The 12,249-nt window shown below is 64.1% G+C and carries 11 protein-coding genes and 1 tRNA gene; 8 read left to right on the top strand and 4 right to left on the bottom strand.

All coding sequences use genetic code 11. From position 1 onward, the window contains the following. Both trmB and VK519_RS03890 read right to left on the bottom strand, forming a co-directional pair. Window positions 1-676: tRNA (guanosine(46)-N7)-methyltransferase TrmB (gene trmB, locus VK519_RS03895; protein ID WP_324347829.1), on the bottom strand; the 676-nt coding region annotated here is incomplete at its 3' end. Between the two features lie 67 nt (window positions 677-743). Continuing rightward, complete coding sequence (locus VK519_RS03890) at window positions 744-2,402, bottom strand: DUF6600 domain-containing protein (RefSeq protein ID WP_324347828.1); 1,659 nt, start codon at window positions 2,400-2,402, stop codon at window positions 744-746. A 153-nt stretch (window positions 2,403-2,555) separates the two neighbouring features. On the opposite strand from VK519_RS03890, the gene VK519_RS03885 reads away from it, so the two are divergent. From VK519_RS03885 to VK519_RS03855, 7 genes are all read left to right on the top strand, one after another. Further along, window positions 2,556-2,629 (top strand) — tRNA-Gly (locus VK519_RS03885). A gap of 335 nt (window positions 2,630-2,964) precedes the next feature. After that, window positions 2,965-3,432: a mobile mystery protein A gene (locus VK519_RS03880; protein ID WP_324347827.1), complete on the top strand. Its 468-nt coding sequence runs from the start codon at window positions 2,965-2,967 to the stop codon at window positions 3,430-3,432. Between the two features lie 6 nt (window positions 3,433-3,438). Beyond that, window positions 3,439-4,038, top strand: coding sequence for a mobile mystery protein B (locus VK519_RS03875; RefSeq protein ID WP_324347826.1), 600 nt, complete (start codon window positions 3,439-3,441; stop codon window positions 4,036-4,038). A gap of 101 nt (window positions 4,039-4,139) precedes the next feature. Beyond that, entirely contained in the window at window positions 4,140-4,589 is a 450-nt protein-coding gene (locus VK519_RS03870) for an ATP-dependent zinc protease family protein (RefSeq protein WP_324347825.1), read from the top strand. A gap of 109 nt (window positions 4,590-4,698) precedes the next feature. After that, entirely contained in the window at window positions 4,699-5,619 is a 921-nt protein-coding gene (gene rimK, locus VK519_RS03865) for a 30S ribosomal protein S6--L-glutamate ligase (RefSeq protein WP_324347824.1), read from the top strand. A 270-nt stretch (window positions 5,620-5,889) separates the two neighbouring features. After that, window positions 5,890-6,576 (top strand): response regulator transcription factor, encoded by a 687-nt coding sequence (locus VK519_RS03860; RefSeq protein ID WP_250624244.1) that lies wholly within the window; start codon window positions 5,890-5,892, stop codon window positions 6,574-6,576. Further along, window positions 6,560-7,843, top strand: coding sequence for a sensor histidine kinase (locus VK519_RS03855; protein WP_324347823.1), 1,284 nt, complete (start codon window positions 6,560-6,562; stop codon window positions 7,841-7,843). The genes VK519_RS03860 and VK519_RS03855 overlap by 17 nt, the downstream gene beginning before the upstream one ends. A gap of 56 nt (window positions 7,844-7,899) precedes the next feature. On the opposite strand, the gene VK519_RS03850 is transcribed toward VK519_RS03855, so the two are convergent. Both VK519_RS03850 and VK519_RS03845 read right to left on the bottom strand, forming a co-directional pair. Further along, window positions 7,900-8,763, bottom strand: coding sequence for an aldo/keto reductase (locus tag VK519_RS03850; protein ID WP_324347822.1), 864 nt, complete (start codon window positions 8,761-8,763; stop codon window positions 7,900-7,902). A gap of 86 nt (window positions 8,764-8,849) precedes the next feature. After that, window positions 8,850-9,797 carry a TolB family protein gene (locus VK519_RS03845; protein WP_324347821.1) on the bottom strand — a complete coding sequence of 316 codons (948 nt, stop codon included), beginning with the start codon at window positions 9,795-9,797 and terminating at the stop codon, window positions 8,850-8,852. 361 nt (window positions 9,798-10,158) lie between these two features. Here VK519_RS03845 and VK519_RS03840 point away from each other — a divergent pair. Next, window positions 10,159-12,249: penicillin acylase family protein (locus tag VK519_RS03840; protein WP_324347820.1), on the top strand; the 2,091-nt coding region annotated here is incomplete at its 3' end.

Below are 12,249 nucleotides of genomic sequence, written 5' to 3'. Positions count from 1 at the left end.
AATCCCAGACGCCGTGCCCGAGCTTCAGGCCCCGCCTTTCGAAGTGCGTCTCGATGCGCCAGTCCGGCCGCGGTGCCACGGCACGCGGTCCTAAGCGATTGGTCCATGCCGGTGCGGCCTCCATCACGTCAAGCATGTGGTCGGCGTAATCCTGCCAGTCGGTGGCCAGGTGCAGCAGGCCGCCGCGGGCCATGCGCGTGGCAAGCATGGCGACGAAGTCCGGCTGCACCAGGCGGCGCTTGTTGTGCCGTTTCTTGTGCCAGGGGTCGGGGAACCAGATGCGCACTTCCGAGAGCGCCCCGGCGGGGATCTCCCGCTCGAGCACTTCCACCGCGTCGTGCTTGTAGATGCGTACATTGGCGGCATCGCGCGCGGCCAGCGCGTTCATCAGCCGGCCCACACCCGGGCCGTGTACTTCCACGCCAAGGTAGTCGCGCGCCTGGTCGTGTTCGGAGGCCCAGGCCAGGGCCTCGCCATTGCCGAAGCCGATCTCCAGCACGCGCAGGGCCTGACGCTCGAAGGTGGTATCGAGGTTGCGCGGCTGGCCCTGGTAGTCCAGGCCGAAGCGCGTCCAGTGGTCGTCGAAGGCGCGCTGCTGGGCGGGGGTCATGCGGCCTTCGCGCAGCACGAAGCTGCGGATGCGCCGCATGACCGGCGATGGAGTGTCGTCGCTCATCGGCCGGCTCCGATGCGCTTGGGGGAATCGATCTGCATCAGGCCATTGTAGCGGCCGAAGGCCACGCTTACCGCACGGTGCCCATGCCGGAGTTGCCGCCCTTCGAGCCGTTGCCGTTGCCATTGGAATTGCCGGCGGGCCTGGATTCGGCGGTACGCGCCGGCACGCTCATGCGCACCTGGTTCCCGGGCGCCGGTTGTACCGGTGGCGGTCGCTGCCAGCCACCGTGGTTGCCATTGCCATTGCCATTGCCGTCACCACCGTGCCAGCCATGTCCGTTGGCGTTCCCGTTGCCGGCTTGCGCACCATCTCCAGGCTGATCGATCGGGCGGCTCATGTACTGAACCTCCGGCCTGGCACCGCCTCCCATATTGCCGCGATAGGTATGGACCTCGTCGCCGCGGACGCGAGGCACGAAGCCCGATGCCTGCGGCATGTCATTGGTGGAGACTACGCGTGGCCGTGAGTCGGCTGCTTGCCGTGCCTGCTCCGTGTTCGGCGCGATGAAGCTCAGGCCCGGGCGCGCACTGGCGCCGGCGTCGGGGTTCATCGGCCGCACCGTGGAGACGACGGTGGGCGGGGTGCGATCAGGTACGCGCATGACATCGACATCGCGCGGCCTGCCGTCATGGCCGCGTATCGGCCACGGCCTCGCGTCGCCGATCGCAGGGCCGTTGGGTTGGCTGGCATGCTGCTGGAAGCGCCGGATTTCCGGGAAGCTCGATGCCGGTGCGTTGGCGGCGGCCCACGATTGTGCGGGACGTCCGTGGCCCGGCGGTGGCGGTACCTGGGCGGCCTGGAAGCCCGGGTCGTGCAGGCGACGTCGGCCGGGCACCCAGCCCCAGCGGCCATGGCGGTGGGTCCACGTACCGTAGTGGAACGGTGCGAAGCCCCACGGCTGGTCGCCGACATAGGTCCAGCCCCAGGGATCGACGTAGTCCCACGAGCCGGAATCGTAGGGTTCCCAGTCTTGCGCCACGTCGTTCGGATACCACACCGCGCCGTCGTCAGGGTCTTCAGCCCAGGTCCCGTAGTGATCGAGGTCCTGGTAGCCCACGGTGTCCGACGACACGTATTGCGTGGTCGCTGGCGCCGCGAAACTGCCGTCCCGACCGAGCGCCCAGGTATCGAAGGCATCCGACGGCGGTAGTCCGCTCACTGCCAGCGCCGTCAGCGTGGCGTTGTCGAAGCGATAGCTTTGACCGCCTTTCAATGCCAGCGGTCCTGCCGCCTTGCCGTAGGCAGACGCACTGCCTTCGCGCAGCTTCACCGCGGTATAAGCCTTGCCGGCTTCAAAACGATAGCGGCCCGGCTTGTCGATCAGCACGGCCACCTTGTCGGTATCGATTTCCAGTGTCTGGCCCGGGTTGAGCGTGCGCACGCTCACCTGGAGCACGCCTGAAGGCAGGGCGAAGCGGGCCTGCGCCGGGGAAAGCGACGACACCCCCAGCTCGCTAGTGCCACCCAGTCGAAGCACGGTGCCGCCGAGGTCCACCTCGGCCAGCGCCGAGCCTTTGGTGGCCAGGCGTTCGCCCTGGGCCAGCGGACGGTTGCGCTGGGCCGGTTCCCAGGGGCCGGCACCGTTGGCGAAGAGCGAAGCGTCGCCGTGCACGTAGGAGATACGCGCCACTTGCGGTGAGGTGGTGGTGTCCTGGGCGTGCAGCGTGCCGGTAGCGACCAGCGCGGCAAATGCCACGCCAAGCAAGAGTCTGTCCGAAGCGGTCATCTGTGCCTCCATGGCGGCAATGCCCCCGCATCGCGCCGCGAGGTCGATTATGCGCCTCGGGCGCGGCAGGGGACATGTGCCTCGGCCCTTCGTTCAGCCACCATCGGGCCTGTTCCACGCCGCCGCATGCATGGGGTACCATCCCCCTCCCACGCGGGTGTAGCTCAATGGTAGAGCTGTAGCTTCCCAAGCTACTGACGAGGGTTCGATTCCCTTCACCCGCTCCAGTCGTGCGGCAGCTATTTTTCATCCTGGCTTCCTTGCCAGGTGCGCTCAAGCGCCTGTTTTCTTCGCTCATGGCCAGAGCCGCCCAAAAGCCCTCCTGACACGCATCGTTAAAGCACCTGGCGAAAGTCGATTTCGCCAGGATCGTCCATTTTCGATATCTGGACTTTCGGCGCAGTCCTATATTCATTGCTATGCATAGGCTATAGGCGATGATTATTTGAATAAAAATAGCCTACAAGCTATCTATATTTTGATATAGACAGCCTTTAGACGATGATAACTTGATTATTCATAGATTTTAGGCTATATTTCAAGCCATTGCTGAGGTAAGGTCATGAAAACAAGCCGAAAACTAGCTGCTGCGACCCGGAAGCACCTTGACCCCCGACTGGCTGAACTGCGTTCGTTGCGAACGACCATGTCGCGACCCAACCAGGGTTGGATAAGGAGCATCCGACAAGCGCTGGGTATGACAGCGACCGATCTGGGGAGCCGCATGGGTATTGCGCAGGCGTCCGTCAGCAAGATGGAAGCATCGGAGATCAATGGCTCGATTCAACTGGACTCTTTGCAACGCGCTGCAGCCGCGATGAATTGCACGGTCGTCTACGCCCTGGTTCCCAATCCGCCCTCTCTTCAGAGCATCGTGGAAGAGCGGGCCAGGCATGTCGCGCTTAAGCATCTGACCCCGATCGAACACACGATGCTCCTCGAGAACCAGGCGATCGGCGACGTGGCGCGCAAGGAAGTGCTTGAACGCCACATCCAGATGGAAATGGAAGGCCGTGACCTTTGGAAGTGACCGCGTGTGAGCGATTTATTTGACGTCGACGAAGGACAGACACCGCTCACCGATGAAGAGCGCAGGGGCTTGAAGCCTGCGTTCATCGCTTTCCGCCATGAACTTAATGCTGCCGAGCAGGAAAACATCTTCGTCGCGTCGGTGGCACTACGGAAGCAGGTGCAACGACTGAGCGCCATGGACCTCACCAACGAGGCATTCATTTGTGATGCCCATAAGGCCATGTATGCAGACGTGTGGAGATGGGCAGGTAGTTACCGGACGACGGACCGCAACATCGGCGTAGAAGCCCATGACATTCGCGTCCAGATGCGGTTGTTCACCGACGACGCGCGATTCTGGATCACGGAAGGTGTGTTTCCTCCGGATGAACTCGCCGTCCGCTTTCATCATCGCCTGGTGGCCATCCATCCGTTTCCCAATGGAAACGGCCGGCTTTCGCGCATGATGGGCGACCTGGTTGTCGAACGCCTCGGGCGCCGTAAATTCACCTGGGGAGCGAATTCGCTGACGGAGCCAGGTGCCACTCGATCGGCTTATATCCAGGCGCTGCAAGCTGCGGACAGGCACGACATGACGGCTTTGCTTCAATTTGCCCGGTCGTGAACCACCTCGTCTTCACCCGATCACCCATGTGTGGAGTTATCCTTCGCACCCCAGCTCCCCGGACCATCCCGGATGCGCCTCCCCAACCCGACGGCATTCCCATGACCGAAGTCATCACCCTCGGCTGGCGCGAGCGGCTGGCACTGCCCTCATTCGGCATCTCCTCGCTCAAGGCCAAGCTCGACACCGGGGCGCGGTCCAGTTCGCTGCACGTGGAATCGTTGCGGGTGTCGGAGGAGGGTGGGGATACCTGGCTCGATTTCGATATCCGCACCGGGCGGCGCAGCCATCCGGTGCTGGTGCCGTGCCGCGCCATGGCCACGGGACGGCGGCGGGTGAGCGATTCGGGTGGGCATGCCAACATGCGCTGGTTCGTTCGCACCGAGATCGAGATCGCTGGTTCCCGCTTCGAGATCGACCTGAACCTCAACGACCGACGGCACATGCTGTTCCCGCTGCTCCTGGGCCGCATGACCCTGCTCGATCGCATCCGCGTGGATCCGGCGCTTTCCTATACCACCAGCCTGCGGGGCGTTGTCGGTACGGGGTGAGGCCACTGCCCCATAATCGTCACCATCGCGCGACCGGAGCGCGCTAGCATCGACACCATTCGATGCCCCGCCTGGCGGGGCATGCCGCCCCATCGGAGTCCCTAAGGCTTTGAAAATCGCCATCCTGTCGCGCAATGCGCGCCTGTATTCCACGCAACGGTTGGTGGAAGCGGCGCGCAAGCGCAAGCACACCGTCAAGGTGATCGACCCCATGCGCTGCTACATGAGCATCGGGCCGCAGTCGTTCGCCATGCATTTCAAGGGCAAGCCGCTGGGGCACCTGGACGTTGTGATCCCGCGTATCGGTACCTCAAGTACCTTCTATGGCACCGCGGTGCTCCGCCAGCTGGAACTGATGGGCGTGTACACGCCCAACCCGTCCGATGCGGTGTTGCGGGCTCGCGATAAATTGCGATCGCTGCAGCTGATGGCGGCCCAGGGCGTGGACATGCCCAAGACCGCCGTGGGCGACAATCCCGACGACACCGCGGACCTCCTGGACATGCTGGGCGACCCCCCGCACGTGATCAAGCTCAATGAGGGCACCCAGGGCCAGGGGGTGGTGCTGGCCGAGAAGCGCGCAGCGTCGCAAAGCGTGATCGAGGCTTTCCGCGGCCTGTATGCCAATTTCCTGGTGCAGGAATTCGTCCGCGAGGCCAACGGCCAGGACCTGCGCTGTTTCGTCGTGGGCAACGAGGTGGTCGCCGCTATGCAGCGATCCTCCGCCCCCGGGGAATTTCGGGCCAACCTGCACCGCGGGGGCACCGCCGAAGCCGTGGAGCTGACTGACGAGGAGCGCCGGGTGGCCCTGCGTGCAGCCGCCACCCTGGGCCTGGGGGTAGCCGGCGTCGACCTCCTGCGCTCGGCGCGGGGGCCGCTTTTGCTGGAAGTGAACGCCTCCCCGGGCCTGGAGGGCATCGAGGCCAGTACCGGGGTGGATGTCGCCGACGCCATCATCCGGCACTGTGAAACCGGGGCCGGTGCCGAGCGGATGACCCCGCCCAAACGCCGCCGCAAAAAGGCCGCTTAACGGCCATTTAAACGGGGCGGGTATATAACGTTCCCATCGGGGTTCGAAAGGCAATCCCCAGTGGTTGCCGTCTTCTGGGCTTTCGGTCATCGGGGCAGTTCTTCTTTGGCCCGGGCGCCATGGCGTCCGGGCCTTTCTTTGCGTCCCGTTCATTTATGTGACTGTGCGGGCCACGCGACAAACGTTAAGCTTCGTGGCAGCGGGGTACTTGCCCCCTCCGGCCTAGCCCCACGGGGCGACTGCGCCGCCATCGGACATCGGAGTGCCCGCATGCGTGTTCTGGTAATCGAAGACAACAACGACATCGCCACCAACATCGGCGACTACCTGGAAGACCGCGGGCATGTCGTGGATTTCGCCGGCGATGGCGTCACCGGCCTGCACCTGGCCGTGGTGCACGATTTCGACGTGATCGTGCTGGACCTCACCCTGCCTGGCATGGACGGCCTGGACGTGGCCCGCAAGCTGCGCCACGAGGCGCACAAGCAGACGCCCGTGCTGATGCTTACCGCGCGCGACGCCCTTGAGCAGAAGCTCACCGGCTTCGAGTCGGGCGCCGACGATTACATGACCAAGCCCTTCGCGTTGCAGGAACTGGCAGCCCGCCTGGAAGTGCTCGCGCGCCGTGGCAAGGGCCCGCAAAGCCGCGTGCTGAAAGTGGCCGACCTTACCTACAACCTCGACACGCTCACCGTGTCGCGCGAGGGCAAACCCATCCAGTTGAACCCGATCGGCCTGAAGCTGTTGCAGGCGCTGATGGAAGCAAGCCCTTCCGTGGTCACGCGCCAGGATCTCGAGCAGCGCGTGTGGGGCGAGGAATTGCCCGACTCCGACTCCCTGCGCGTGCACATCCATGGCCTGCGCGCCGCTATCGACAAGCCGTTCGAGAAGCCTCTCATCCACACCCGCCACGGCATCGGGTACCGCATGGTCGATCCGGATGCGGTCGCGGCGTAAGCTCCGCTTCCGGCTGATCGTCACCTTTGCGCTGTTCGGTTTCGGACTCAGTGCACTCTTCGCCTTCGCGGCGCTCAATATCCGCGCGAGGGTCGAAGAACAGCTGATCAATTCCTCGCTGCAGGACGAGGTCGATCATCTCAACGACAAGGCGCTGGCCGACCCCGGCGCGCCCTTCACGTTCGAGATCGTCAAGGCGCAAACGGCCAGCGACCGCTTCCTGTACAAGGTGCCGTTGTCGTGGCAGCGGCTGGGTACCGGCGTGCACGACCTGTTCGAGCCGGGTCCCGACGGCAAGATCCACCACTACAAGGTGGCAGTGCGGCGCAAGGACGGCGTCAACAGCTTCCTGCAGTTCGATGTCTCGCGCGACGAACTGGGCAAGCAGCAGCTGTTGATCAGCGTGATCGGCGCGGTATTCATTTTTGGCCTGCTCTCGCTTGGCCTGGGCGTATGGTTGTCTTCGCGCGTGCTGCGGCCGGTCACCGACCTTGCCCGCCGTATCCGCGAATTCCGTCGTGCCGGCAAGGTCGAGCCTCTGGCGCTGCATTTCGCCGATGATGAAGTGGGTGAGCTGGCCGTGGCGCTGGACGAATACGCTACGCGCCTGACCCTGATCGTGGAGCGCGACCGGGAGTTCAATTCCGATGTCAGCCACGAGCTGCGCACCCCGTTGGCGGTGATCGCCAGTACCACGGAACTGCTGCAGGGTTCACCCGACCTCACCGACAAGCTGCGCGAGCGCTTGAAGCGCATCGAACGCGCCTCACGCCAGGCCACGGAGCTGATCGAAGCCTTGCTGCTGCTCTCTCGCGCCGAACGCCGCGGCCCTACGCGCGGTGAAACCACCGATGTAGCCAAGGTAGCCAGCGACGTCATCGAGAGCCAGCGGCCGCAGATGGGTGGCAAGCCGATCGAGATCGACCTGCTGGTGGCCGACCCTGTCACGGTCAACGCGCCCGCTTCGGTACTGTCGGTGGCGCTGACCAACCTGATCGGCAACGCCATCAAGTACACCATGCAGGGCAAGGTGACGGTGCGTGTGGGCGACAACCGCATCGATGTCTCCGATACCGGCCCGGGCATCCACCCAGACGACGCGGAGAAACTTTTCCAGCGCGGTATCCGCGGCGAAGGCGCCGGCGGCAGCGGCGCGGGCCTGGGGCTTGCCATCGTCAAGCGGCTTTGCCACCTGTACAGCTGGGATGTTTCGCTGCGCCCGCGCGAGGACGTCACCGGCGTCGTCGCCACGGTGCGCTTCAGCTGAGCGGGGCGGCAACGGGGTCAGAGTAATTACTCTGACCCCCAACAACCGCTCGCCTCCTACTTCGCAGCGTGTTCGAGCGCCTTGAAGTCTTCATCGCTCAGTTCGATCGAGGCGCCGCCGACGTTCTCGATGAGATGGTCGACGCTGCCCGTGCCTGGGATGGGCAGCATCACCTTCGAACGCTTCAGCAGCCAAGCCAGTGCGACCTGGCCGTTGCTGGCCTTCAGCTTCGCGGATATTTTCGACAGCACCGAACCTTCCGCGGCCAGTTCGCCGGCGGCCAGCGGGTACCAGGGGATGAAGCCGATGTTGTTCGCGTCGCAGTAGTCGAGCACTTCCTCGCTCTGGCGGTTGCCGAGGTTATAGAGGTTCTGCACGGTGGTTACCTTGAAATACTTCCCGGCGGCCTTGATTTCCTCGACGTTCACTTCCGACAAGCCGGCATGGCGGATCAGTCCTTCGGATTGCATGGCCTTGATCACGTCGAACTGTTCGTCGCGAGGCACCTTCGCGTCGATACGATGCAGCTGCCACAGGTCGATGCGTTCCACGCCCAGCCGGTGCAGGCTCGTCAACACGCATTGGCGCAGGTATTCCGGACGGCCCAACGGGGCCCAGACGTCCGGGCCGTGGCGGGTGAGGCCACCCTTGGTGGCGACCAGCATGCCCTTGTACGGATGCAGCACCTCGCGGATCAGGTTCTCGCTGACGTAGGGACCGTAGCTATCGGCGGTGTCGATGAAATTCACGCCCACGTCGGGCAGCTTTTTCAGCGTGGCGCGGGCGGCATCGGGATGGGCAGGCTCCCCCCAGATGCCTTTGCCGGTGATGCGCATGGCGCCGAAGCCCAGGCGGTTCACCTCGATGTCGCCTCCTATGCGGAATTGGCCGGAATGCTTGGCGTTGCTTTGGTCGGACATGGTTCGATTCCTTGGGAAGAGTGGAAAACCTTCCAAGCTTAATCCCCGGATCGTTGAGGTGCCGTCACAGCCGTTGTGTAGCCGCGTCAACAGCGCCTCCGACAGGCCAGGCGCGCCCCTGGCGAAGGGTAATGGACCGCCAGCGGTCCGGCCGCCGATCCGTGCGACGGACCGGGCACATGTTCGCGATGGATGTCCATGCGTCCCCGGCCGCCGGCGCAGTTGGCCGAGTACGCGAGCATCGAATCGTCGGTGGGATCGAACGATGGGCCGATCACGAAGTCCGAGCAGCCCAGGCCAATCGCTTGCCGCGGCGACCACGCGCCGTGCTCGTTGCGCGACACGTATAGGCGCGTCGCGGCCTTGTCATCGGTCATCACGCCCGAGGCGAACACCAGGGTGGCTTCTTCTGGCGAAAGCGCGGCATCGAAATCTTCATCGGCGGTGTTGATCGAAGGCCCGAGGTTGGTGGGTCGTGCGGCGCCTGGCCGGGCGATGAAAAGATCGTGCTTACCCCGCCCACCCCAACCGTTGGACGAGAACAGCAGGCCACCATCGCGCGTGGGCGTAGGTGCCCACTCATCGCCTTTGCTGTTGATCGCGGGTCCCGCATTGGCGGGTGTACCGAAGGCAAACGACGTCGGATCGCGAGTGACCACGTAGATGTCGGTACCGTCGAAGCCACCCGCGCGATCGGAGTGGAAGTACACCTTCTTCCCATCCTTCGAGAACGCCGGATCGAACTCTACCGCCTCGGTGTCGAACGACACGCGCGCCGGAGTGCTCCAGCCATCGCCAACCCGGTGCCGTTCCCAGATGTCCTGCTGCTCGGCCGGAGCGTCGCGCCCAATCGAGCCCCATAGCATCTGCCGTCCGTCGGGGCTGATCGCCAGGCGTACTTCGGCTGCGGCGGTGGAGATAACGCCCGGCTCGAACGGAGCACTGATGGGGGCGTCGGAGGCATGCGACGGCAACACCAGGGCGCCAAGCGCCAGCCACGCAGCGAATACACCGGCGGAAACCGAACCATGCATGTCGACACCCCGTGCGGCCAGCCCACGAAGTTACCGGGCGATCGGCGCGCGCGCCTTCACGATCTGAGCAGCACTCGCTAGCGCCTGCCGACGCGCCCGCAGTTCGTCCCTTTTGTCTTGGCCTGGATGGGAAGTCATTTATCGAGCATTCCTTTCCTCCAGGGCATCACGCCGATCCTCCATCAGGCGGCCCCGAAGCGCAATATAATGCGACATGACTCGATTGCCTGACCGAGGGGATTCGGGACTCGAGATGGCGCCGCGCCGCGCGAGGCAGCCGTTGGCGAAGGTGAGCCTCAGCACTTGACGCGCCCTTGCGGCGGACGGCTAGTATCGGCGATCCGTCCAGGGGAAGGCACCGATGCCCGTTTGCCGCCACGCCATGCTCACATTGTCGCTGGGCGGATTGCTCGCCGCATCAGGCGTCCACGCCGCTGATAGCGATTCGGCGCGCTGGCAGCGCGAAGCCAAGGCGATCACCATCGTTCGCGACGACTGGGGCATCGCTCACGTGCATGGCAAACGCGACGCTGATGCGGTATTCGGCATGGCTTATGCGCAGGCCGAAGACGACTTCAATCGCGTCGAGGCCAATTACCTCACATCGCTGGGCCGTACCGCTGAAGCCGAAGGCGAATCAGCGTTGTGGCAGGATTTGCGGCAGAAACTCTTCGTCGATCCCGTCACGCTGAAAACCGACTACGCGCGAAGCCCTTCATGGCTGAAAGCACTGATGGATGCCTGGGCCGACGGACTCAACTACTACCTGGCCACGCATCCGGACGTGCACCCGCGGGTGATCAAACACTTCGAACCGTGGATGGCCTTGAGTTTCAGCGAAGGCAGCATCGGCGGCGATATCGAGCGCGTGTCTACGAAGGACCTGCAGTCTTTCTACGGCAAGGATCCCCAGGGCGCGTTGGCTCAAGTGTCGCCGCCGTCCAGTTGGTGGGAGCCAACCGGCTCGAACGGTATCGCCATCGCACCGAAGCTCACGGCGGATGGCCACGCCTTGCTGCTGATCAATCCGCACACCTCGTTCTTCTTCCGCTCCGAGTTACAGATGTCCAGTGACGAGGGACTCGACGCTTACGGTGCGGTGACCTGGGGTCAGTTCTTCATCTACCAGGGATTCAACAAGCACATCGGCTGGATGCACACCTCCACCGGAGCCGACGTCGTGGACGAGTTCGCCGAGACGATTCAGCGCAAGGACGGCAAGCTGTTCTATCGCTACGGCAATGAAATGCGTCCAGTGACGTCGCGCGATCTCGTCGTGCCCGTGCATTCGGCCGACGGTTCACTTGCCGAACGCCATTTCACCGTGTACGCCACGCATCACGGCCCCATCGTTCGTGCGCAGGGCGACAAGTGGATTGCCGTCGAGCTGATGAACAAGCCGCTGGAAGCCTTGCAGCAAAGCTGGCTTCGCACCAAGGCCAACGACTATGCGGCCTATATGAAGGTGGCCGAGTTCAAGGCGAATTCGTCGAACAACACCATCTACGCGGACGACAAGGGCAACATCGCCTATCTGCATCCGCAGTTCATTCCCAAGCGCGACGATCGCTTCGACTACACCAAGCCCGTCGACGGCAGCGATCCTGCAACCGACTGGAAAGGATTGCTGCCGCTGGACAAGGCGCCGCACCTGTTCAACCCCCCGACGGGCTGGATCTTCAATACCAACGACTGGCCCTATTCGGCTGCAGGTCCCGACAGCCCCAAGCAGGCGGACTATCCGCGCTACATGGACGCCGTGGGCGAGAATCCCCGCGGCTTGCATGCCACGCGCGTTCTGACCGGCCGGCGCGACTTCACCCTGGCCTCGCTGATCGATGCGGCCTTCGATCCGTATTTGCCGGCGTTCGCGCGCCAGTTGCCGATCCTGATCGCCGATTACGATGCGCTGCCTGCCAGCGATCCGTTGAAGCGCCAGCTGGCGGGGCCGGTGTCACTTCTGCGCACGTGGGATTACCGCTGGGGTATCACCTCCATGCCGACCTCGCTCGCCGTGTTCTGGGGCGACATCCTCTGGGACAAGGCCAGCAAGCTGGACACGGCCGAAGGCTTGTCCGTCTACGACGTGATGGCCGAGAAAGCCGGCTCGCAAGCGCGCCTGAACGCCCTGGCCGAAGCGGCGGACCGGCTGGAGAAGGACTTCGGCAGCTGGGGCGTTCCCTGGGGCGAGATCAATCGCTTCCAGCGTGTCGATGGCGCGATCAAGCAGCGCTTCGACGATACGAAGGCGAGCATTCCGGTGCCTTTTACTTCGTCACGCTGGGGCTCGCTGGCGTCGTTCGGCGCGCATCGCTGGCCGGGCACGAAGCGCTACTACGGCACCAGCGGCAACAGCTTCGTCGCCGTGGTGGAGTTCGGCGACAAGGTGCGCGCACGGGCGATCACTGCCGGTGGCGAAGGCGGCGATCCTGCTTCGAAGCATTTCAACGAC

Origin of the sequence: Pinirhizobacter sp. (assembly GCF_035317885.1) — a bacterium.
GTDB lineage: Bacteria > Pseudomonadota > Gammaproteobacteria > Xanthomonadales > Rhodanobacteraceae > Pinirhizobacter.
The sequence above is the reverse complement of the archived record's forward strand: the minus strand, read 5'-3'. Positions and strand labels throughout refer to the sequence as shown.